The sequence below is a fragment of the Thermoanaerobaculia bacterium genome, from assembly GCA_018057705.1.
GTDB lineage: Bacteria > Acidobacteriota > Thermoanaerobaculia > Multivoradales > JAGPDF01 > JAGPDF01.
This window is the reverse complement of record JAGPDF010000009.1, coordinates 35,224-59,588: the sequence shown is the minus strand read 5'-3', so window position 1 is coordinate 59,588 and position 24,365 is coordinate 35,224. Positions and strand designations below refer to the sequence as shown.

10 protein-coding genes are annotated in these 24,365 nt (G+C 70.0%); all 10 read right to left on the bottom strand.

Features of this window, described 5'->3' with window-relative positions:
* Nucleotide 1: 1 nt before the first annotated feature.
* From KBI44_04555 to KBI44_04510, 10 genes are read right to left on the bottom strand one after another with little or no spacing between them, the layout of a single operon-like run.
* Nucleotides 2–1,420 carry a glycosyltransferase family 4 protein gene (locus tag KBI44_04555; GenBank protein ID MBP9143736.1) on the bottom strand — a complete coding sequence of 473 codons (1,419 nt, stop codon included), beginning with the start codon at nucleotides 1,418–1,420 and terminating at the stop codon, nucleotides 2–4.
* A gap of 57 nt (nucleotides 1,421–1,477) precedes the next feature.
* Nucleotides 1,478–2,737, bottom strand: a complete 1,260-nt coding sequence (locus KBI44_04550; GenBank protein MBP9143735.1) for a glycosyltransferase family 4 protein — start codon at nucleotides 2,735–2,737, stop codon at nucleotides 1,478–1,480.
* A gap of 17 nt (nucleotides 2,738–2,754) precedes the next feature.
* Entirely contained in the window at nucleotides 2,755–5,298 is a 2,544-nt protein-coding gene (locus KBI44_04545) for an O-antigen ligase family protein (GenBank protein MBP9143734.1), read from the bottom strand.
* Nucleotides 5,295–6,428 (bottom strand): glycosyltransferase family 2 protein, encoded by a 1,134-nt coding sequence (locus KBI44_04540; GenBank protein MBP9143733.1) that lies wholly within the window; start codon nucleotides 6,426–6,428, stop codon nucleotides 5,295–5,297. The genes KBI44_04545 and KBI44_04540 overlap by 4 nt, the downstream gene beginning before the upstream one ends.
* Nucleotides 6,425–7,684, bottom strand: a complete 1,260-nt coding sequence (locus KBI44_04535; protein MBP9143732.1) for a glycosyltransferase family 4 protein — start codon at nucleotides 7,682–7,684, stop codon at nucleotides 6,425–6,427. Before KBI44_04535 ends, KBI44_04540 begins: the two co-directional genes overlap by 4 nt.
* Before the next feature lie 10 nt (nucleotides 7,685–7,694).
* Nucleotides 7,695–8,894 carry a glycosyltransferase gene (locus tag KBI44_04530; GenBank protein MBP9143731.1) on the bottom strand — a complete coding sequence of 400 codons (1,200 nt, stop codon included), beginning with the start codon at nucleotides 8,892–8,894 and terminating at the stop codon, nucleotides 7,695–7,697.
* Nucleotides 8,888–10,009 carry a glycosyltransferase gene (locus tag KBI44_04525; protein MBP9143730.1) on the bottom strand — a complete coding sequence of 374 codons (1,122 nt, stop codon included), beginning with the start codon at nucleotides 10,007–10,009 and terminating at the stop codon, nucleotides 8,888–8,890. The genes KBI44_04530 and KBI44_04525 overlap by 7 nt, the downstream gene beginning before the upstream one ends.
* Nucleotides 10,010–10,068: 59 nt before the next feature.
* On the bottom strand, nucleotides 10,069–13,938 hold the full coding sequence (locus KBI44_04520) for a beta-propeller fold lactonase family protein (protein ID MBP9143729.1): 3,870 nt from the start codon (nucleotides 13,936–13,938) through the stop codon (nucleotides 10,069–10,071).
* A 7-nt stretch (nucleotides 13,939–13,945) separates the two neighbouring features.
* Nucleotides 13,946–22,498 carry a hypothetical protein gene (locus KBI44_04515; GenBank protein ID MBP9143728.1) on the bottom strand — a complete coding sequence of 2,851 codons (8,553 nt, stop codon included), beginning with the start codon at nucleotides 22,496–22,498 and terminating at the stop codon, nucleotides 13,946–13,948.
* A gap of 58 nt (nucleotides 22,499–22,556) precedes the next feature.
* Entirely contained in the window at nucleotides 22,557–24,332 is a 1,776-nt protein-coding gene (locus KBI44_04510) for a hypothetical protein (protein ID MBP9143727.1), read from the bottom strand.
* Between the last annotated feature and the right edge of the window lie 33 nt (nucleotides 24,333–24,365).

Here is a 24,365-nt window from a genome sequence, read left to right as displayed (position 1 = left end):
CTCAGGTCGCCTGCGTAGCCGCCGGTTTCGTCCGGCGGCCGTCGGCCAGCGCGCCGAGACGCCGCGCCAGCTCGGGCTCGCAGACCTCGATCGAGAAACGCTCGCGCACCGTTCGCGCGGCCGCCTCCCCGAGCCGCGCCCGCTCCCCGGGCGCGGCCAGGAGCCCGGCGATCGCCGCCGCGAGCTCCGCCGGCGAACCCGGCTCGACCAGGCGCCCGTTCCCGCCGTCCGCGATCAGCTCGGGGAGGGAACCCGAGCGCGTCGCCACCACCGCGAGCCCCGTCGCCATCGCCTCGAGAACCGCCGTCGGGATGCCGTCCTTGTCGCCGCGCGCAGTCTCGACATAGGGCGCGACGAAGAGGTGCGCCCCCGCGAGAGCGGCGCGCACTCCGGCCGCCGGGAGGAAGCCGCGCAGCGCGACGACGCCGCCGAGCCCGAGGCCGGCGATTGCGGCGTGCAGACCGGCGAGCTCGAGCTCCCCGCCCTCCGACCCCGTCTCGACTCCCCCCACCAGCTCGAGCTCGAACGCGATCTCCCGCCGGCCGAGCTCCGCCGCCGCCGCGAGCAGATCCTGCAGGCCCTTCTTGGGGTCGATCCGCGCCACCGAGAGCAGCCGGAACGGCTCGCCGGGGGCCGGCTCGACCCGCGCGGCGCGGTCAAAATAGTGGCCATCGACCGCGTTCGGCTTGACGATCGTCCGCGGCGCGCAGGCAGGGGCGAGGTCGACGAGCTCCCGTCGGGCGCGCTCCGAGGTCGCGACCACGAGATCGGCGACAGCGAGCTGCTGCGCCACCAGCTTCAGGCGGTAGTCGGCGAGGAGATGGTCGGCGTAGCAGGTGATCCCGCGCGGCAGGCCGAGCAGCTGCTGCGCGACGAAGGCGGCGAGGCTCCCCTCATAGAAGAAGTAGCTGTGGACGAGATCGGCTCCCCAGGCCTCGGCGATCCGCGCGAAGGAGAAGGCACGCAGCAGATGGTCGTCGGCCGCGAGCTCGGCGGCGCTCCGGCCGGTCGCCTGGGCGAGGAGCGCCAGCAGGCGCGTCACGGCGGCCGGCCGCGTGCGTCGGAAGTACGCCAGGTCGCGGCGCGTGATCTGGCGCTCGGACGGCAGGCGCAGGGTCCGTCCGGCGAGCGTTGCACACTGCGGAGGCAGCGCCTCGGGCTCCCCCCTCGCCGTGCAGGCGATGCGAACGTCGAAACCGGCCGCGACGAGCGCCGCGAGCTCCTGATAGACGAAGCTCTGGGAGTAGACCGGGAACTCCCAGGAGCCGATCGCCAGCAGGCGCGGAGGGGCGCCGACCGAATCACCGGGGAGACCCGCGGCAGAAAGCTCGGCAAGGAGGGCCTCGTGCTCTTGTCGGCGTCGGGCGGTCTCCCGGCGCCGTGCGAGCCCCCGAACGAAGCGCCGCAGTGGGCCGCGCATCCACTCATCCGGCCGCCTGACGCGGGGCCCTCCCGCTCCTTGCAGCGAGATTGGCACCTAACCTGCCCCCTCGACGACGCGCCGGTAAACCCCGAGCGAGCGCTCGGCCATGCCGTCGGCGGTGAACTCCCGCTCGACCCGCCGGCGTGCCGCAGCGCCGAGGCTCTGCGCCAGCTCGCGGTTGTCGAGCAGTAGCCGGACTGCCGTGAGATGCGCGGCGACATCCTGGTCAGCGACGACCAGCGCTTCGCTGCCGTCCGCGACGAGCTCCGGGATGCCGCCGACCCGCGACACCACCAGCGGCGCGCCGGCGGCCATGGCTTCGAGCACCGTGTAGGGCGCGTTCTCCCAACGGCTGGGCAGCAGCACGACGTCGGCCTGCCGCATCGCCGCCCGGACGTCTTCCACCGGGCGACGCCCCAGGAGGTGCAGAGCCCCCGTCTGCGGCTCGCCCTGGCGGGCCCGGCAGCGCGGCACGAGCTCGCGCTCGCCGTGCCCGAAGAGATCCTCGCCGAGGACGACGAAGTGCAGCGATCTTCGGGCGAGGAGCTCGGGCACCAGCTCGCCGAGCAGCGCCGAGCCCTTGCGCGGCTCGAACCTGCCGGCGAAGAGGACGACGGGCTCCGCGGCCCCCGCTCCGGTCGCTCCTGTCGCTCCGATCGCCGCGCGCAGGTCGAACGTCGAGGCGCCGTCGGCCTGCGTGAGGTCGATGCCGTTGGGCACGGTGACGATCGGCTGCCGATATCCGAGTCGGTGGGCGACCTCTCGCGCCAGAAAGGCCGAGCACGAAGTCGCCGCCGCGGCCCGTCGATAGCCACGACGCTCGAGCCATGCGCAGAGCCGGCGATCGCCGGGCCGCGTGTCGTAGAACGGCATGATGAGCTCGGCAGGCGAGTGGAATCGCACGACCTTGCGAGTCTCCCACCGGCGCGGGAGGAAGAGCCCCTCGCCGCCGCATTCGGGGACCTCGACCAGATCGAGCTTCTCGCGGGCCGCGACCCGGCCGAGCAGTCGGCGCATCCGCAGCCCGTTCTCGAGCCGGTTGCGGCTCCACCACCAGCCCAGCCGCCCGAGAACCGCACCGAGGCGGCGTGCCGACGCCGGAGCGGCGTCGCGCCAGACGGTGACGTCGCCGTCGCGCTCGCGGCGCGCCGCGCTAGCCTTCGGTCCCGGAGCCGCGCTGCCGGCGAGCACATGCACCTCGTGCCCCGCCCGCGCCAGCGCCTGCGCCTGGGTCCAGGTGTAGGTGCCGATCCCCCCCAGTCCGGTCTCGGGCGGATACTCGTACGACAGCAGGCCGATGCGCAGACGCTCCACCCCGTCGGCTCCCGAGCCTACGGCAACGCCGCAGCGAGGCCGGTCAGGCGCACGAGCGGCGGCAGGTCCTGCGGCAGGGTGAGCGCCATGGCGCGCTCGATTGCGGCGATCGCCGCCTTGCGCCGGCCTTCGACGATCTCGAACAGCGCCAGATCGCGCAGCGCCGAAGGGTCCGCGGGGCGCGCCCGCACCAGGCCCTCGAGCAGCCGGCGTGACCGCACCGCGTCGAGCTCCCGCGCCGCCTGGAAGGCCTCGCGCGCAGCACGCTCGTCACCGGCGGAAAGACGCAGGCGCCCGAGGAGAAGCCAGGACTCGAGCGACCGTGGGGCGAGCCGCACGCTCGTCTCGAGCTCGCGCCCCGCCTCCTCCAGTCGCCCGAGAGCGAGGAGAGCCGCTCCGAGCCCGCGGTGGACGGTCGAGCTCTGCGGATCGCTCGCCAGGACCTCGCGATAGGAGGCGACGGCGCTCTCGAAGAGCGCCGCCTGCTCCTGCCCAGACGCCGCGCCGTCGGCGCGACGCGCGGCCAGATGGGCCTCTTCGAGCGCCAGTTGCGACAAGCCGGGATGCCGCCGCCGGGCCTCGGCCAGGGTCGCGGCGGCGCGGCCGAAGCCGGCCTCGCGTCCGACAGCGTCGCCCGTCGTGGCAGCGCGTTCGGCAAGCCGCTGCTCGGCGCGCGCCAGCGCGATCGAGGGATCCTCGAAGGCGGGAAAGAGCCGCTCGGCGCGTGCCAGGATCGCAACGGCGAGGTCGGGGCGCCCCGCCTCGAGGGCGGTGCGACCCTGCTTGAGAGCGACGCCGCTCGCCATCTGCGGCAGCTGCACCAGAGCCAGGCTGGCGAGCGCCCCCATCACCACCGTCGCCGCCCCGGCCTTCGCCGGCCCCGACGCCGCCCGCACCGAGGCCACGACCGAGACCGGCACCGCGCGGGACCGCTGCCGCTCCGGAGCGTCTCCCGGAGTGGACCCGGCGCTCGCGAAGGCGAGACCGATGCCCCCCGCAGCGAGCAGCAGGAGCAGCAGGACGCGCCCCCCCATCGCATCCCCCTCCCGCTGCGCCGGCACCCAGGCGCCGAAGGCGACCAGGGCCAGCATCCCGGCGGCGACCGTCCAACGCCACCGGACCGCGCGGCGCGCGCCGCGCCGCAGCTCTTCGGCGGCGCGCTTGCCGACGGCGGCGGGCTTCGCACCGCCCTCCGCGGGAGAGAGGTCCGGCTCCGCGGACGACGCCGCCGCGCCGGCGAGCAACGCGAGGCTCAGCCAGAACAGGGTCGCGGTCGCCGCCGTCGCGACTCCGAACTGCGCCGCCACCGCCTGGCCGCCGAGGGCGGCGGCCAAGGCGACGAATCGCCACCGCTCGCCGACCCCGGCGGCTCCAGGGCGATCGCTGTGCTGGGCCAGGTTGCCGCGGCGCACCCCGGCGAGCCGCAAGACGGTAAGGCCGGCGACGAACGCCAGCCCCAGGCCCGCGGCGAGGCGCAGGATTCCGCCCGTGGCGAGGGCGTCGAGCACCGCGTTGTGGGCCCGGTCATGGTAGAGGTCGGGGCGCCAGACGCGCTCCGGGAGCTCCGGGGGAAGGTGGGGCGGCAGCACGATCGCCAGCGACTCGGGACCGAAGCCGACGACGAGCCGCGGCGACGGGCTGGCCTCGAAGAGCCGGACCACCGAGCCCCAGAGCAGCAGGCGCTGGCCGGCCGTTCCGGTCAGCCGCTCGGCCCCCTGCCAGGCGAACCAGGAGCCGGCGACAACGGCAGCGACCAGCAACCCGGCGAGCGCCGCGCCGGCCCGGCGCGCGGCACCGCGAGAGCTCGAAAGCCCGGCCAGGGCGGCGAAGACGATGGCCGCGACGGCGAGGCCGAGCAGCGGACCGCGTGCCGCCGTCCGCAGCGCCACCGCGACGGCAGCGAGCGCCAGCCCCGACGCCGCCAGGGCGGCGACGCTCTGCCCCGCGCGCCACCGGGTGACCGCCCGCCCGGCGGCGACCGGGATCAGAAAGACCAGCGCCTGCGCGAGAAAGAGCGGGTTGCCCTGGGCGGCAGTCGGCCGTCCCTGCCAATCGACCTGCCAGCGCAACGGATCGAGACCGGCCCACTGCACCAGGGCGTAGGCGACCATCGCGCCGGTCGCGGCGAGCCCTGCGGTCTCCCATCGCCCCCGCGCTTCGGCCGCCCGCAGACGCGGCGCCAGCACGCCGAAGAGAGCGAGCAGCGCGAGCTCGCTCGCGAGCCCGAAGAGCCGCGGCGGGGCTCCGAAGAGGCTGCGCAGCGGGTCGACCGCGGCCACCGTGGCGACGACCGCCGTGCCGCCCAGCGCGAGCCCCCAGCGCGCCAGGGGAGAGGCCGCGAGGTCGCGCAGGGATCGCGCAACAGCGCCGGCCCGCGCGAGAGGCGCAACCGCTGCGAGGACGAGAGCGAGGAGCGCCAGGATCTGCAGCATCAGGAAGCGGTCGGCCTCGGGTCCGAGCTCGCCGTAGGGATTCTGGAAGAGCAACGCCACCGCCAGGGCGGCACAGGCCAGAAGCTCGACGGCGCGGTCGAGCCCGGACGGCCGGGCGAACGGACTCACGTCGAACCTCGCCCCGACCCGGGTATCGCAGGGAGTGGCGGCTTCGCCGCTGGCTCCGACGGCGCCGGAGCCCCTGACGGCGCAGTGGGCTCCGATGCCCGTGGCGGAAAGAGCGCCCCGATCCAGAATCCTCCGCCCCAGGCAAGATGCATCGTCGCGAAGACGGCAGGCAGCGCGAGCGCCGCCCGCAGGCCGCGGCGCGCCGCGACGGCGCAGGAGACGCCGAGACTCGCCGCGAGATAGAGCGCGGCGACGGCCACGAAGAGCCAGCGTCCGGAGGCCGGCAAGAACGTCGAGAACAGGCTCGCGAGACTCGCGAGCCCCCCGATCCCCAGCGCGGCGACGAGCGCCGGCGCCGCCAGTTGGCGCGGACGCAGCGACCGCGGATGACGACGCAGCATCTGCGCCTTCCAGTAGCCGTAACTGCCGAACTGGCGCCAGAGCGACGGCAGGTCCGGCCGCACGAGGTAGGTCGAGCGGATCGCCGGGTCGACCAGAATCCGTCCGCCGGCGCGGCGGATCCGGTAGTTCATTTCGTAGTCCTGGTTGCGCACCATCGCCTCGTTGAACTCCCCGATGCGGTCGAACAGCCGCCGGGGAAAGGCGCCGAGGTAGACCGTGTCGACCTCCTCGACCTCGCGGGCATAGCGAAAGCGGGCCGGGCCGACGCCGAAGCGACAGTGCATCGCCGCGGCGATGCCCTCGCCGAGCAGAGTTCTCCCCTGGGGAGACATCGGCCCACCCACATTCTCGGCGCCGGAGGCGAGCAGCCGTTCGACGCAGCGCCGCACGTAGTCGGGGGCCACGATCGTGTGGGCGTCGATGCGCAGGAAGATGTCGCCGCGCGCGGCGCGGAGGCCGCGGTTCAGCGCCGCCGGCACCAGCCCTCCGGGATTGTCGAGACGGCGGAAGCGCGCGTCGGCGCCGGCCGTGCGTTCCACGATCTCGCGCGAGCCGTCGTGCGAGCCACCGTCGACGACGAAGACCTCGAAGCGCTCTGGCGGATAGTCCTGCGCCCCCACGGCACGGAGGCATTCGGCGATCGACCTCGCCTCGTTGCGCACGGGAATGACGACGGTCACGAAGGGCGGCTCCGGACTCCCGCTCGCCTCCCCCGGCGCGGTCGTCATGCCGGTTCCGTTCCGGAGTGGCCGGAGGCCGGCCGCGAGAGCTCGCGATAGAGCGCCGCGGTGGCGGCCGCCGACCGCGACCAGGAAAAACGCCGTCGCGCCGAGTTGCCGGCGCGGCGGCCGAGCTCCCCGGCGCGCTCGCGGTCGGTGAGCAGGCGCGTCATGGCGCCCGCGAGCGCCACGACATCGCCCGCCGGAACGAGCATCTCCGTGGCGCCTTCGGTGAGCATCTCCGGGAGTCCGCCGGTCGCGCTGGCGACGACCGGCCGGCCGGCGGCGAGCGCCGCGCCGAGCACGGCGCTCTGCGAAGCGTCGCGATAGGGCAAGACCACGAGATCGGCCGCTGCGAGATAGTCGTGCATCACCGACTGCGGAAGGTAGCGCAAATCGGTCCGCACGCGCTCGCCCAGCCCGAGACGGTCGATCTGGCGCGCGTAGGGACGAAACGAAGGGCGCGGCAGGCCGGCGACGACGAGCCGGGCCGCAGGCAGGTCACGGAGGGTGGTGGCGAAGGCCTCCAGCAGGAGGTCGACCCCCTTGTAGGGCCGGATGAGGCCGAGGAAGAGCGCCAGGGGTGAATCCACCTCGAGCCCCAACCGGCGGCGGGCGGCGGCACGGTCGAGGCCCTCCCCCCCGCCCATCCTGCCCATCCCGCCCATCCTGCCGGTACCGCCCTCATCGCCGACATCCCCCTCTCCGATACCCGGCGGGATCACCCGGAGGAGCCGCATCCGCGATGCGAGCTCCGGCCGGTCCGCGACGAGCTCCGCGCGCCCCGCCTCCGACAGCAGGACCAGCGCATCGGCCTCGCTGCGCAACCGGCCTCCGGCCGGAAGCGGCTTCGGCTCACCGCCGTGCGGCCGGGCGTTGTGCACCGTCTGCACCACCCGCACACCGGCGGCGCGCAGCTGCTGCAGGGCGCGGCGCTCCACCGCCGGCAGGAGCGACCACTGCAGATGAACGACCTCCGGCGGGCGCCGGGCGAGCTCGGCGGCGAGTCTTCGCCAGGCCAGCGGGTAGGTGATCGCCCGCCGCAGGCGCCGGTAGAGGCGCAGTCCCGCGCGCCCCGCGCCGGCGCCGCCGGCGCCACCGGCGAACACCTCGCGGCGCGAATACCCTCTCGCTGCCGGCCAGGGGTGGTAGGCGAACGGCGCCGTGACCAGCTCGACATCGCAGCCCTCGGCGGCGAGCCCGCGACAGAGGGCGTCGTCGTAGAACGGCGTGAAGGCCCCCGGATCGATCATTACGACGCGCAACCGCGGCTCCTCAACCCAGGACCTCGGCGTAAAAAGCGGCGGTCGCCTCCACCATGCAGGCGGCCGAGAGCGGGCCGGCGATCGCCTGGCGCGCGGCCTCCGCCTGGCGTCGCGCGTCGTCCGGGTTCTCCAGCAGCCGCAGGAGGGCGCCGGCAAGCTCTCGCGGTTCGCCGGCGCGCACCAGAAGGCCGCGGTCACCGTCGGCGAGCATCGTGGTGACGCCGCCGACCGCGGCGGCGACGACCGGCAGCCCCAGAGCCATGGCCTCGAGCAGAACGTACGGCGAGCCTTCGCTGCGCGACGGCAACACGAAGGCGTCGGCGGCGGAGAAAAGGGCGGCGAGATCGCCGCGCTCGCCGAGGAAACGCACCCGGCTCGCCAGGCCCAGCCGGGCGGCCTGGGCGGCGAGCGCCGGCCGCTCCGGCCCCTCCCCCGCGATCCACAGGACGAGGCCCGGGTGCCGGGCGACGGCCGCCGGCAGCGCCTCCAGCAGGAGATCGAGACCCTTCTGGCGGGTGAGGCGCCCGCCCGCGATGAGCAGCGGTGCGCGGCCTTCGCCCTGCTGGTCGCTCCTCGCGGCGAGCGCGGCGCGCACCGCGGGCAGATCGGCTGCGGAGCGGGCACGAAGGTCCGCGGCGTCGATGCCGTTGGGGATCACGCGCCGGGCGACCCGGCGCCTGCCGCCGGCGACAGCCCGCCGCTCGACGCTCTGCTCGAGCTCGGCCGCGAGCCCCGCCGTCACCGCGATGACTCCGTCGAAGCTCCGCAGGAGCCGCAGGTCGATTCGGCGATGGAGGCGCAGCGCCAGCGTCGCGCGCGTGTAGAGGTGGAGCGTCGCCAGGCGGCGGATCGGGCCGCCGGGGAGATCCCGGCCGGAGGCGCGCACCGCGCCGCCGATCACCCAGTCCGATTTCGGATCGTGTCCGTGCAGCGCCGCCAGATCGCCGCGCCGCAATCGCGCGCCGAGCGCGCGCCGCGCCGCGAGACCCATCCGCCCGGGATCGGGGATCTGGGATCCCGCAATCCCCGCTTCCGCCAGCCGTGCGAGCAGCGGATGCTCTTCCGGGTCGCCGGGCTGGCGGCGATAGAGCAGCGCCACCTCGGTCGCGAAGCCGTGGGCGCCGAGGCCCGGCAAAAGCTCGAGCAGATGGCGCTCGGGACCGGCCAGGCTGCGGCTGCTGCGGACGTGCAGGATCTTGCGGCTCAGCACGCGCGGTCGAGCTGCCGAGGGGCGGAGGACAACCAGAGCTCGTAGGCCGCTTCGAGGCGCCGCGTCGCGCCGGCCAGCCGGAAGTCGCGTTCGACTCGCGCGCGGCCGCGCTCCGCCATCGCCGCCCGCCGCTCGGGATCGGCGGCGAGCCCGGCGACCGCGGCGGAGAGCGCGGCGATCTCCCCCACCGGCACGAGACGGCCTTCGCAGCCGTCGGTGAGCGCTTCCGGCACGCCGCCGGCTGCTGTCGCCACGACGGCCCGGCGGGCCGCATAGGCCTCGAGCAAGACCGAGGGCAACCCCTCGACGCGCGACGGCAGGACGACGAAGTCGGCCGCGGCGTAGAGATCGGGCATCGCCTCCGAGTGTCCGAGGAGACGCACGCTGCCTGCCAGCCCTTCGCTCCGGAGCCGGTCGGCGAGCGCGCCGGCGAGCGGCCCGTCGCCCGCGAAGAGCACGATCAGTCGGGGTTCGCGCGAAAGGACGCCGGGCAGTGCCGAGATCAGGTCGTCATGCCCTTTGGCCGCCGCGAGACGCGCCGGCACGAGCGCCACCGGGCACTCCGCCTCGAGCCCCAGGGCGGAGCGCACGGCGCGCCGGTCGCCGGCTTCGAAACGCTCGACCTCGATCCCGGCATGCACCACGGCGATCGCCGCCGCAGGCACGCCCGTTCGCAGCAGCTCGCGCTCTTGCGCCCGCGAAGCGGCGATGAAGCGGGTCTTCCGCCGCAGGAGCCGGTCCACTCCGCGCCGCACCCGGGAGAGCGGACGGGGTACCGACCAGTCGTGGGCGACCACCAGGGGAACCCCGGCGAGACGGGCGGCGAGGCGAAGATAGGGGCTTGCCCGGCTGTAGAGCGGCACGTGCAGGATGTCGGTCCGGAGCGACCGCAACTCCTCGGCGAGCAGCGCCAGCGCCGAAAAGTCGAACGGGCGCCGGAGCCTGCCGAGCGCCCGCAGCGGCAGTCCGAGAGCGAGCGCGGCATCGACCAGCGAACCGTCACCGCGGGCGCAGAGGATCACCGGCCGAAAAAGATCGCGGCGCAAAGCACCGCAGGTCGCGAGGGTCAGGCGCTGCGCGCCGCCCTCGCCGAGATCGAGAAACCCGAAGGCCACCGTGCGGGGAGCTCCGGCCTTTCCGGCCCGGAGCTCCTCCACTCCTCCCCTGTTCCCCCTTACGGAACCGTCGCCGACCACAGGGTCGAATCGCCCGACTCGAAACCGTCCGCGAACAGCGAACCGACCTCGACCCGGAAGTAGAGCGTGTCGAAGCTGGTGGCGAAGGAGGGCGCCGCGCCGGCGTCGGCGAGGAACGAGACGTAGGCCGACCGGGCGCCGGCCGGCGGCGTGTGGATCGACTCCGGCAGCTCCGTCCAGAGACCGGCGGTGTCACCGGCCACGATCCCGCCGAAAACCTCGCTGCCGAGAACCGTCGTGGTGCAGTTCGTCGAGCCGAAGTACTGCACCTGGCCGAACGTCTCCGGATCGACGGCCGAGGGGCTGACGGTGAGGACGAGCCCGCCGAACACGTAGTCGGAGGTGTCCACGACCGGGACGCACTGCGAGACGCCGTAGACCGGAGTGCCGGCCACGAACTCCATCAGCACCGAGCCCGAAACCGCCCAGGCGTCGCTGTCCTCGGCATCGAACCGGACGACCCCGGGGGTCGCCGGCAGGGTGCTCCAGAGATTGATCGAGCTGTCGAAGTTCGGATTGCGCAGGAGATCCGACGACAAAACTTCGAACGGCAGGACCAGGTCGTCGCCTCCGGTCCCGTTGCTGTCGCCGTCGAGCGCGTTGCCGGCGTTGTCGTCGACGATCGAGGTCGAACCGCAGACGAGGAGCCGGTAGGGCGACGCCGGCAGCGAGACGTTGCTGTCGTAGTTCGCGATCGCCGTGCGGCTGGCCTCGAGATAGACCACCGAGCCCGGCTGGCTCTTCACGTCGTCGCCGCCCACCGCCACGCAGCTCGTGGTCTGGAAGGTGCCGTCGACGCCGGGCCGGATGAGCTGGAAGTTCGCCGGATTGGTGACGTCGTCCGGATCGCTGTCGCCCAACGGGTCCGCCACCGGCTCGCTGAAGGTGACGACGATCTGGGTGATCGGCGTCACCAGCGTCTCGCCGGCGGAGAGCAGGCCATCGGCGGTGTCGGCCACGGTCTCGACCGCGACCACCCGCGGCGGCGCCGCTTCGATGATGTAGGGGCCGGCATGCGCCGCAACGCTCCAGTTGCCGGCGTTGTCCCGGGTGCAGAGATGGAAGTACCAGGTGCCGTCGTCGAACGTCGCGCTGGTCGTCGAGAGCGTCGTCTCTTCCACGTCCTTCACCGGGTCACAGGTTCCGGAGGCGCTGTTGTCGAAGAAGAACGAGTAGCCGTCCACCAGGCTCAGGTTATCGCTCGCCGCCGACCAGGACATGTCGATCGTCCGGTCGGTGTTCAGAACCGGATCCAGCGCATGGCTCGTGGAGAGGACCGCGGCCGGATTCCCGGGTGCCGTCGAGTCGATGAAGAACGGCCCGAGATGCTGGGTCAGCGAGCAGTTCCCGGCGAGGTCGCAGGCGCGCAGATGGAACCAGAAGGAGGTTCCGTCCGGCAACGGCGGGCTGGTCGCGCCGTAGGCCGATGCCGCGGTCTGCGGCACCTCGATCGTGCCGTCCGGATTGGTCAGCGCCAGGTTGTCGAAAACGATCGAGTACCCGGCGAGGCCGCTGCCGCCCGGGTTGTCCACCGCTCCCGACCACGCGATATCCACCGTCGGATCGTTCGAGAACAGGCTCACGGTGTGGCTCGGGCTGCCGAGCGAGCTCGGTCCGAGCGGCGCGATGGCGTCGCGCATGAAGACCGCGATCGCGTCGTCGTTCTGACCGGCGCCGTAGATGTGCTGGTCGTCGGCGCTGACCGCGAGCTCGATCACCCGCGCGAGACCCGTCTCGCCGCTGAAGCCGTTGCGGTGCCGTTCGAGGAGGGTGAGGTCGCCGGTCGCCGCGTCGCGGCCGAAGACGTCCAGGGAATCGTCGAGATAACCGCCGGCGAAGACATAACGGCCGTCGAAGGAGACCTGCACGCTCGACACGCCATCGAGGCCGTCGATGCCGTCCACGCCGTCGACGAGCATGTTGCGGAAGGTGAGAGCCCCCGTCGAGTCGTCGCGCCCGAAGACCGCCAAGGCATCCTCGGCGGCGCCGGTGGCGTAGAGGTTCTGGCCGTCCACCGAGAGCGCGAGTCCGTTGACACCGTCCAGACCGTTGGCGCCTCCCTGGCCGTCGAACTTGGCCTCCACCCAGGTCAAGGCGCCGGTGCCGCCGTCGCGGCTGAAGACCGCGATGGCCTTCTCCACCGAGCTCGCGACATAGAGGTGATCGCCGTTCGGAGACAGCCGGACGGACGTGGCGCCGTCGAGGCCGTTCACGCCCGGCGCGTTGTCGATGACGGCGGTCTGGAAGGTGAGGGCGCCGTAGGTCGGGCTCGCCACCACCGTGTCGCGCTGGAAGTGCGCCACGGCGTCGCTGGTGAAGCTCGCGACGTAGAGCGATCCGCCGTCGGCGCTCATCGCGATCGACGACGCGCCGAGCAGGCCGGAGGCCGTGCCGCCGAGGGAGAGGTCCTTGTGGGTCTCGACATAGGTCAGCTGGCCGGTCGCCGGCGTGCGGGCGAAGACCGCGACCGCGCCGTCGTTGAAGCCCGCGGTGTAGACGTGCGCTCCGTCCGGGGAGACCGCGACCGACTCCGCGCCGTCGAGACCGTCGATGGTCGCCGCACCCTGGACGTCGCCGTCGCGCAGCACCTCGACGAAGGTCAGCGCGCCGTTCGTCGAGTTGCGCGAAAAGACCGAGATCGCGTCGTCGAACTGGCCGGTGGCGTAGAGATGCGCGCCGTCGGGGCTCACCGCGAGACCGGAGACGCCGTAGAGCGCTTCGATCAGGGCGAGGCTCTCGGCTTCGATGAAGGTCAGGAAACCGTCGTCGTCGTAGATCGTGCCGCCCGCCTGGCTGTCGGCGATCGTCGCGTTGACGCTCGCACCGGAGAGATTGACGAAGAAGCTCTCGTCCTCCTCGTTGACGTTGTCGCCGACCACCTGCACCGTGACCGTCGTGGCGGTCGTGTTGGGCAGGAAGGTCGCGACCCCGACCGCGCTCTGGTAGTCGTTGTTGGCCGTCGTCGCGGTGTTGTTCGCGGTCGCGAAGTTGACTGTCACCGCCTGCGCGATCGGCCGGGTCGTGGTGAGCTGAAAGACGGCCGCGACGTTCCCGGCGTCGCCCTCGAGCACCTGGACGTCGGCGATCGAGATCGCCGGCGGCCGGTCGTCGTCGAGGATGGTACCGACCGCCTGGCCATCGAAGATCGTCGCATTGGCGCTGACGTTCGACAGGTTGACGAGGAAGGTCTCGTTGTCCTCCTGGAAGGTCTCGCCGTTGACGGTGACCGTGAGTACGGCGGTGGTATTGCCGGCCTGTACGGTCCCGACCGTCGTCGCCGGGACGCCGACGTAGTCGATTCCCGAGGTCGCGGTGCCCACCGCGGTACCCCAGTTGAAGGTCACGTCGGCGCCGATCGCCGCCGACAGGGTCACCGTGAAGTTGAAGGCGGTCGTCCCGGCGTTGCCCTCGTAGAGGGAGATGTCGCCGATCGACAGGGTCGGAAGTCCACCCTCGGCCGGATCGACGTCGAGCATCTGCACCTCGCCGCGCTCGCCCACGGTCGCCGATCCTGCCGGCACCCCGTCGACGAAGAACTGCACGGCGTCGCCGGGCCGGGCCATGCCCGGTTCGCGCGGGTCGACCGCGTCGATCGGCACGCGCAGGACGTAGCGGTCCCCGACCTTCGGGTCCGAGCCCAGGACGTACGACGCCAGGTCGACGGGGCTCGCTTCGAGCCTGACCGCCACGGCGCCCTCCGTAAGGGCGACGCCGTTGCGCAGCGCCGTGCCGTAGAAGACATGGTTCGGCTCCGGGAGCCTGGCGGACGCCGTTCCCGACAGCAGCAGGGACGCTGTCAGGGGGAGCAGGAGGAGACGGCCTGCACGTGAGCGGTTGACGGTTCGCATGGCGTCCTCAGTTTCCCGTGTACGCATAGGTAGAGAAGAAGAGCTGAATGTCCTTCACGCCGTTGCCGTCCCGCTCGCCGGTACCGCCGGGAACGAGTTGGCCGTGGATGAAGGTGTCGAGGCCGGTCTCCGGATCGTTGAGCAGCGTGCCGCCCGGAATGATCATCAGCCACTGGCTGTTCCAGACCGACCGGCCGATGAGCCTGCTGTCGGTCGAGAGCTCGGCGGGATTCACCGGAGCAATGCCGTCCGTGTGGTACGCACGGAAGGCCCCTACCCGGCGGATCTTCGCGAAGCTGTCGGAGAGCGTGTCGTTGGAAGGAATCCAGGTCGGATTGTCGAGGTCGTTCGCGCCCAGCGGGAACGGCACCGGAATCACCTGATCGACGACCCGCCACTCGCGGGTGGCGAAGAGATCGTCGCTCGGCGACCGCAGGACGTCGGCGCCGACCGGCACCACGTAGACCCGCGGCGTATTCGAGAGCGGCAGCCCGCTGTAGTTGGTGAACCAGCTGCCGACCTGCCGGATCCGGGTGCTGAAGTGCGACGGGTCGTAGGCGCTGTCCCCCGGACCCAGCGGCCAGCCGAAGAAGTTGAGACCGAAGGTGACCGTGGTCTCGAACGGAATGACCAAGCCCGGCTGCGGTCCGGCGCTCTCCGGCGCGAACGGCTTGCAGAAGCGCCGGAACTCCGGGATCTGCCAGAGATCGTCGACCCGGAACTCGTTCTCGAGCTTGTCGGCCCACTCTTCGTCCGAATCTTCGAGCAGGCGGAAGGCCTCCCGTCGGAGCGAGAACCGGTTGGTCTCGATCTGCGGGTTGTTGAAGCCCAACTGGCTCTTCAGCACGTCGAAGTTCTGCGCCATCTGCCCCATCGGCCCGGCGAGGCCGCGCGAACCGGGCACCGGTACTCCGTCGATGATCTGACCGAGGCTCCGTTCACGGACGATCTGGGTGAGGAACTCCCGGCCCGAAGCGTTGTCCGCGCCGAGCAGGTTGGTCTCGTAGTCGTAGGCGGTCGCCGCGAGGTACGCATAGCGCGCCGCGAGATCGAACTGCGCCCGGTACTTCTGCAATGCGTCGTTGCGGAAGATGCGGAACGCCATGTCGCGGTAGCGGTAGCTCTGGATGTCGGCCGCCGAGTTCTTGCGGAACTGAATCATCTCGGAGATCGTGCGTTGGCCGTTCGCGAGCTCGATCTGGTAGTTGCCACGCGCGGCATCGACCTGCTCGCGTACGGCGAAGGCCGCGAGTCGCTTCAACGGCTCGTCGCGGATCAGCTTCTCGAGCTCCTTCGAGGCCTGGAGGATCTCGAAGTTGGCGCCCAGGATATCGACCTCGATCGACGCCTGCTGCTCGACGTCCTCCTTGGCAGCATCCATCGCGTTCTGCACGATCTCGAGCGCGTCGGCGCCGATGTTGAGCCCGATGGCGACGACGCCACCCACTCCGGCGATGGCGCAGTCTGCGCCGGAGAAGATATCGCCGCCGGCCGCCAAGCCGGCGACGAAGCTGTCCGGAATGCACTTCGAGCTGGTCTTGAACGCCTTCTCGGTGGTGTCCGCGATCCGGCGCAGCACGATATTCGCCGACTTGAAGGTCTCGACGAGGGCCGTGAGGGCCTGCAGCTCGCCGCGGGCGCCGTTCTTGATGTTGATCTCCTCGGCCTTGACGTCGTACTGCGTCTCGAGCAGGTCGATCGCGTCCTGGATGTCGGCGATCAGATTGTCGTACTCGCCGATCGCCTGCTGGTAGCTGTTCATCGCCAGCAGCAGGTCCGATAGCTTGCCCTGGAGGTTCCCCGGAGCGCGCCGCTGCGAGCTTCCCCAATCGGGGGGCTTGACCAGGAAGAAGGAGTCGGCGACGTCCGGGGCGCCAGCTGTCGCGTTCGACCGATTCGGCACGGCGTAGCTGAACGACACATTCATCGTCGTCGCGGGCTCGGAAGCGAGCGAACAGTCGTCCGAGTCCACGGCGAAGGTGCATTCCGCCTCTTCGTCCTCGTCGCTGGGGTCGAAGTCGAAGAAGCCGATGCCCGCCGGGAGGGACGGGAAGGCCACGGTGAAGACCTGCGCCTCGGCGCCCGGAGAGCCGGTCAGGTCCGACTGGTCCACGTACATGTAGTGATAAATGTCGGGCCCGTCGTAGTTCGTCGGATAGGTGCCCCCCGGTCCGATGTCGGCGTCGTACGGGTAACCGTAGATCTCGATCAACCGGTTCTTGTAGTCGATCTCCTGATCGTAGTTGTTCGAGTAGATCGAGTCCGACGAGTCCTGTGTGCGCCGGATGAGCTCGGTGAGGAGGTTGGCATGATTGAAGGTCGAGACGGCATTGCCGAACGCCTTCTCGGCCCGTTTGAATACCTGCTCGAAGTGGGTCTGGCCCTGGACGTTCGATCCGACGTCGAGGAAGGTCGGATCGATGTCGAACGGCACCACGCCCTTGGCGAGCCCGAGAGGATTCAACCCGCGATCGGCCTCGTCCACCTTCAACTGAATGCTCTGCGCCTGGGTGAGAATCTCGGCCAGCTCCTTGACCGTCTTGCGATCCACCTTCTGGATGCCGACATGTGCCGGATCCGGATCCTCGGCGGGCAGGATCGCATTGCCGACCACCCAGTCGAAGTAGGCCCCCTGCCCGGCGCGCTTGGACCATTCGGAGAGGCCCCAGGCACGATCGGGATCGGTGTCCTTGTAGCCCTGCCACTGCCCCGCCGGATCTTCGACGTAGCTCGAGCGATAGGTGAGGTTGACGATCTCGGCGCCGGCACGCGCCTTCATCGCCGCCGCCCGGGCGAACTTGCGCTCGTCGAGGAAGTCGACCTGGATCGGAACTCCGGCGACGCTCACCGCCTCCGGCCGCGGTAGCCAGGTGTAGAACGGATGGCGCAGCAGGCCGTAGTAAGTGGTCATCGCCGTCAGATAGTGCCCCCAGGCGTCGCCATGGCCCTGAGGGTAGAGAATCCGCGCGTCGAACTCGTTCAAGTTGCCGTCGAGATCCTGGTCGGTGATGTTGTAGGCCAGGGCGTAGGCGAACTCGCCGTCGCCCGAGGTGAAGTTCCAGTAGAGCCGGTTGTAGACCGGCCGTGCCGAGGTGTTCGTGTTCGTATTGTCTCGTCCGCGCAGCAGGGCGAGCTCTTCCGCGAGCAACGAATCGAGCTGGTTCTGGAAGGCGAAGATCGTCGGTGCCAGCGTGCCGTAGATGCCGCTGCCGGTGCCGAACCCGATCATCGGATCCTGGGCGTCGGCGTAGGCCTCGTTGCCGAGCAGAGTGTAGAAGTCGGCGATCCGCGCCGCGACGAGGAGCAGCGCTTGGTTCGCGGGCGCGTAGTCGATCGGCGGCGTGCCGTCGATCGACAGGTTCTTGCCGCGGTTCAGCACCGTCGTATAGGCCTCGATCAGCCCGATGCTGTTGAGGTTTCCGGCGTCCGGATTGAAGGCGATGTCCCCCTCGTAGCGCTCGCCCAACTGATAGAGCATGCTCGAGTAGGTGTTGGTCTCCGCGGCGTGGAAGTCCTGCACCCGCGCCTCGAACGGATTCAGTGCGCGCACGACCCGCTTGATCCAGCCCTCGGCGAGCTGGGCGCGCGGATCGAGAGCCGTCCCGCCGGGCTGGCCGGCGAAAACGCTCCAGGTGCCGCCGCAGAGCGCGGCGTCGTCGCTCGTGCCGTCGATGAGGTCGGGGCCGGCATCCATCGGCGGCTCGACATAGCGGTAGCGGGCCACGATCCAGTTGTCCGAGAGAGTCTGGATGTTGGCGCCCTCGATTGTGATGTCGATCGCCCCCACCGGGTTCGGAATGCTGGTGAACTGCAGCCAGCCGTGGAGTTGCCCGTTGTCGGGGTCCGGCAGCGGCGACGGCGGCAACCCCCCCTCGTCGGGATGGATGAACCATTCGAACTCGATGCCGTCGACGTTGCCGGCGAAGTCGCCGCTGTGGCGCAGGGTCAGCGACTCGGCAAAGAGGTTGGCCGGCGGCAGCACGTTGATCTGACCCTGATAGGTGCTCTCGATGTCGGGCGGAATCTGCAGACACTCGACGCGGATGACGTTCAGACTCACCGGCAGCGGACTGAGCGTGATGTCGTTGTTGAACGCCAGCGTCACGTAGCCGGTACCCTGCGCGAACCCGGCGGTGAGCGCCGGAGTGAAGCCGACGACCTGGAGCGGCTCGGGAACGCCATCGTCGTCCTCGTCCTGAAGCCCCAGCAGGAGACCGTTGTCGGGCTCGCCGTCGCGCTCGAAGGCACAGACGAGCCGGAAGACCGGCAGGGACGTCGTCGGGTCGATTTCGAGCTCGAGGTGGCACCGCTCCTCGTCGAGATCGAAGTCGAGACGCTTCGGATTGCGGGAGAGCCGATAGAGGCTCTCGATCGCCTGATCCCAGGTGCAGTTGACGCTCAGCGCGTCGCAGCCGTTGTCGTAATCGGCCTGTTCCGTCCCGTCGCCGCCGTCGATCTGCTTCAGGCGCTGGCGCTCGGTCTCGGTCAGGACGTTCAGGAGCAGGAACGGATCGCCCGCGCCGCTCTCGTCGAGGATGCCCTCGAAGATGAGCTTTCGGTTGAGCGGGTCGTAGGAGATCCGGTCCACGATCGTCGCCGGCAGCTGGATCGTGCCTTCGGAGTTTGCGTACGGAATGAGCTTGCCGGTGGCCGGATCGATATCCGTCGCTACGCTGTCCGGAATGGCATTCAGATAGACGAAGCGCTGCTCGAGCGGATCGATGAGGCGGACGAGTGACTTGGTCGGGTCGTACTCGAGGTTGTCCAGCGTCCGCTGCTGCTTCTCGTCGAACACGATCTCGACCGCCGCCTGCGCGGCGATCTCGGGCAGTCCGCGCTTCGAGCCCAGGAGCGTCTCGCCCACCAGCAGGACCGGAGCGTTCGTCGGCCAGACGATGTTGTAGGTCACATCCACCGGATCGTCGGCAATCCCGCCGAGCCAGGAGACGCAGTCGGGCGTCTGTGTGTCGGCGGCCCCGTTGGCGTCGCGGTCGTAGTAGAAGACCGGCTGCAGGGGATACCAGTACTCGCCGATCATGGTGCCGGCAGACTTCGCCCAGACCTGGTTCTTGTAGTCCTTGAACGCCGGGGTGCCTGTCGCTTCGTTCTGAGGGCAGTTGCCGAGCAGGCGAACCGGATAGGGCGCGAAGACTGCGTTGCCGGCCGTTCCCGGATACTGGAACGACTCGTAGCCGGCGCCCGTCGCCGCCACCTGGTAGATGCGATAGGCCCACTTCCCGTTGTCGGGCCGGATGTACTTGAGGATGCTGTAGGGCTTCGAGGTCTTGTTGCGCTCGACCTCGGAGAAGTCGCTTCGGATGGCGTACAGGGCATTGAAACCGCTCGACGAATTGGCCGGCGCGAAGATCGCGTGCTCGTCGTTCGGATTGAACCCCGACTTCGCCCGATTCGGCTGGTTGTAGATCCGCATGCCGGTGAAAACCAGCGGATTGAGCGGCGTCTGTCCGAGGACTTCGGAGCCCAGCTCGCTGGCGATGATGATCTTGTCCGGGTTCGCCGGCCAGCGGCAGTCGTAGCGCTTGGACCTCGCCGGCCAGGCGACGTCCCGGGCGTCCTTCTGGTACCAGGCCACGGCCATCAGATCCAGGCCGTTCGAGTCGACCGGCACCTGGTTCACCGGCACGATCTGGCCGAGCCGGGTGGCGCGGTCGTAGGCACGGTCCGGCCCGTCGCCGTCGAAGTAGGCGCGATCGAAGACGACGAAGCCGTTCTTGCCGCCATGGTCCGCATGCGTCGGCTCGAAGATCTCCTCCCCGATCCTGCAGGACACGGCGTCGGTGAAGACCGGCGATCCGTTGACGGAGATTCCGGTGTCGTACGGCAGCGATCGGATGATCTGGATGATCGGCGGGTGGGACTGGAGATCCCGCGACGGCGGGAAGCCGGTGTACAGAATCACGCTGTATCCCGGCACGGTCGCCGTGAAGCGCGACTGGAACTCGCCGCCGACCGTCACCGTGGCATCGGTGCTGCGCTCGGGAAGGGAGAGCGTCACCTGGGCCGCGTAGGCGATGCCGCTGCCCGCCGGTTCGATCTCGACCGGAGCCCCCGCGATATGGGCCTGGATGCAGGAGCCCGGGGCCACGGCAGGCGGCACCACGGCGTCGCCACAGTAGAACAGCTCACCGCTACCCGAGTGGCGCGGCCACGAGCTCCGCCCGGTCTGGATGATCCTTGCCGAATCGGTGAGCGTGCAGGTTACCTTCCACTTGATCTCCGCGTCGACCGGCTGCACGGCATAGAGATGTCCGTTGCCGTCTCCAGGATGGCTTCCGGGTGGACTCCAGTAGAAGTAGTTCTGCAGCGCCTGCCCGCCGCCGGCGATGACGATGTCGGGGATCGCTGCCACCGGATCGGTCAGACAACCGACACCGGCGGGCGGCAAAACCTCCTGGCCGACGATCCAGTTCTGGAAGTCGACCTCGAACCACTCACCGGTCCGGGCCCCGAGGTTGGCGATGAAGACATCACTGCCGCCCTGCGGCGCGAGGATCACCTCGCCGAAGGTCGTCTCGTCGTCGAAGTCGCCCACGACGTAGAGCTGATCGTTGGTCCCCGCGGCGATGCCGCTGGCCGTCTCGGTGCCTCCTGCCGGATGGGCGGTCTGCACCCAACGCCACTTCGAGCCGGCGGAGGCGATCCGCGCCACGAAGAGATCCCGGGCTCCGCCGAACGTCGGGAGGGTCACCGGACCGGTGGTCGAGGTGTCGTCTTCCGCAAGGGTCTGAACCGGGTCGAATGTCGTGGTGTTCGACGCGTACTGACCGAACAGGAAGGCATCGCCGTCCGCGGCCACCGCCACCGCCCTGCCCTGTCCTCCCGTCGCGCCACGCACCCAGTCCCAGGTGAAGCTGCCGCCGTTGTCCTGCAGGCGCGCGAGAAAGGCGCCGTTGGTGGCGAGCGATTGGCCCCCGAAAGTCGACGGAGCGTTCTCCGACGTTCCGGCGACGAAGAGCTTGCCGGCGTCGTTGACAGCGATGCCGCCGATCGAGATCCCCTGCCCCATCGGAGTCGCCCACTGCCAGAACGGGGAATTGACCTCGGTGCCACCGATCTTGGCGACGAAGTAGGAGGGTTTGCCCTCCGGCAACGCCACCGCATTCAGCATCTGCAGGCGATGGTCGGAAACCAGCGGCGGGTCGGGCAGGAACCAGGAAGTCGAGCCCGCGTGAGGATCGCCCGTGGACGTCGCCCAGGGGGATGAGGTAGGCGTCGGCGAAGAGACCGACCACTTGCCGGGACCGGACTCGATGTCGTCCGCAAACAGAACGTTCGAGCCGCCGTCGAGAATCTTCACGTCATCGATCTTCCAGCCGATGTGTCCGACGCTGGCGTCGGAACCGAAGCGCCAGCGGAAACGCACGCTCTGGCTGGAGAAGTCGGCGAGATTGACGGTCGTCTTGAGATAGCCGCCGTTCGGGTGGCACCAGGCCTGACGGCCGCTGAGTGGATTGCCGCTGGGCACAGTGGCGCCGTTGTAGCCGTTGGCCGTGAACCGCGCCGGATTGCCCGTCGACGTGGACGGATCGTTGTCGCCCTCGCCGGAGAGGATGTCGTACCAGTTCACCGCATCGCTGCTGTACTCGAGCACGCCGGAGTCCCAGCAGGTGCCGGCGCTCTCGAAGTCGCGCTTCTGCCAGAACTCGAGCGTCCCGCCGGCGGCGACGCCGGTGAACGGCAGGGCGGTCGGCGGCCCGGTGGCGATGCTCGTCGTCTCCTGGTAGAGACCCGAGACGTAGACCAGGCCGTTGGCGTCGATCGCGACGCCGGTCAGCCATTCGCTGGCGTTGGCCTGTCCGGCCTCGAGGGCCCAGACCCAGTTGCCCGCCGTGTCGAGCCGCACCGCGACACCGGAGGATCTGCCGCAGGAGAGCGAGCCGATGGGAGAGATGTCGCCGTCGCTTTCGAAGAGGTGCGCACAGCTCGTGCGACCGACGGCGATCACGCCGTCGGCGATCGGATTGTTCGGATCCTCGACGCCCGGCGCGATCGCGATGCCGTAGCCCTCGTCCTGTCCTGGGCCACCGATCTGGCGCGCCCAGGACCAATCCCCGTTGGGCGCCAGGCGCGCGATGAACCACTCGTGCCGATCGAAATCCTCGTCATTGCCGGGGTCCGGGAGGTTGACCGTGGCGACGCCGCTCGACGGCAGGTTCTTGAACCCCGCCGAGGTCGTGAAGTAGCCGGTCAGGTAGACGTTCTGGGCGGCGTCCACGGCGAGCGCCGTGGCGCGGTCGACCGAGGGGCCACCGGCGGTGCGCACGTAGATCAACGCTCCGTCCGGAGAGTACTTGGCCACGAAGAGGTCCGACAGCCCCTCCGCCGAGTAGTCCGTCCCCCCGAAATTGGCGACACCGCGGAACTCGCCGGCGACGTAGATGTTGCCGCTCTGGTCGGTCACGGTCGCGAAAGCCGAGTCGTTCAAGGGGCCGCCGCCGCTGGCGGGCCAGAGCGCGAAGACTTCAGGAGCCGATGCGGCCATCGCGAGAGCGCAAGCGAGCCTTGCGACGAGTGCGCGGGAACGGTTCGCAACAGTCATGAGCCCAGCCTCCAGATGCCAATCCACGAAATTTTGACCGACTTTTCTCGATGACCCTTCACTGGTTCAGGTCCGGAGAGGCCGAGATGCGACTGAGGAGGAACAGCCCCTCCACGACGATGTCGTTGCGATGCAGGCCACCGAGGCGTTCCCGGTAGCTGCCGCCGAGCAGGTTCGATCCGTAGCTCGCGTCGGAACCGCCGCCGGGGTCGGTGGGGGAAAAGGTGAAGGTCATCTCCCGCGACACCGGATAGGCCTCCTCGAGAAACAGCGTGTAGAGCTCGTTGCGGTTGTTGTGGTCCGGGTGGTACTTGTGCCGGAACGGATTGGTCGGCGCCTCGGCGTCGAGAGTGATCGACGCCTCCAGGGTGCCCGTGGGCGAGAAGGAACCCGACATGACCAGCGATTGCGGCTCGAAGTCGTAGGCGGTCGTGCTCACGCGATAGCCTACCGGCTCACCGTCGCGGAGGACTGCGCCGCTGTAGTTCTGGATGAGACTGTCGTCCGTCAGCAGCACGAAATGTCCCGGCTCGTCGATCAGGAAGAGTCCTGGGTTCTCAGGATCGGGTATACGAGTCCCATCTTTCCAGAGCTGAATGACCTCCTTCAGGAGGCGCGCGGTACCGTTCGAGTCGACGTGAATCATCAGGCGGTAGGTGAACGGCGCGCCGGTCGGAGTCGGAATCTCCGAGCCGGTCTGCGCCTGGCTGACGAGCACCACCGCCACTCTTCCCACCCAGAGACCGGCGAACGGATGGATCACAGGGCCGGTCATGGCCAGCGCGGTGTTGCCACCGGCCTGCGCGCGAAGGGCTTGAAACGCCGGCGGAGCGAAAGTCGATCGGGCCGTCACCGCGAGCAGGCGCCGGAAGCCGAAGCCGTCCCGGATCTCGATCACCGTGCCCACCTCCGGCGCGGTAAAGCCCGCTCGCCGGGGCGCGAGATCGAGCAGCCATTCCCCCTCCGGCAAAACGGGCTGTCCGTAGTTCGAGGGCAGCGTCGGCCAGGCAAACTCTCCCGAATCCTCATCGAACAGGGAGATCGCCAGCGGGATGGGAGCCGACCCCGGAACCTGACGAAGCGAGATCGAAACCGGAGCCGTGGTGAGGTTTCGCAGCCGCAGGCGCGATTTGTCCCGCCCCCCACCGAAATCGACGGTCTTGCCCGATTCGAGGTCGATGGCGATGGGGCCGCTGTAGTCCGACGGCCCCTTCGAGTAAACCCAGTAGGCCTCGCCCGAGCGAATCGCGGTACTGAAAGGGTTGGTCACCTCCTGCCACTGCCCGGCGACCAGGCGGTAGATCGGCTGCCCGGTGTGCGCCGGCGACGGCGCGAGAAACTGGCCGAAGGTTGGCTGCTGCTGCGGATCGACCGGAAAGCCGACCAGATTGAAGCTGTCGGGTGCCCAGCGGTAGCTCTGGACCTCCGGCGTGCCGGTCACCGTCCAGGTCACCGGCACGTTGCCGTCGATCTTCAAGAGATAGGCGCGATTGGCCTGCACAGCGAAGAGATTGGTCAGGATCGACTCCGGCCGCGGTCGCGGGAAGTATCCCAGCCACTGTTGGCTCGGCACCATCTGTTCCGTCGGATCGTCGATGAATTCGACCTTGGGACCGGCCGGATTCCAGGTCCAGGCGCTGGCGAGCGGTAGCCCGCCGAAGACCGACTCGGTGTCGTTCGGCTCCGGCCGCACCTCGAGGAAGACCGAGTTCCATCCCGGCTGGAGAACGAAAGTCTGCGTGACGTCGGTCACGGCGGCGCGAGCCTGTGTCACGCAAGCGACTCCCAGCAGCAGCATCGTCAACGCCTGCAATCGTCGGGCGGTCAGGGTCATCGTCGGCTCTCCGGCAAATCCACTCAGGTTCGC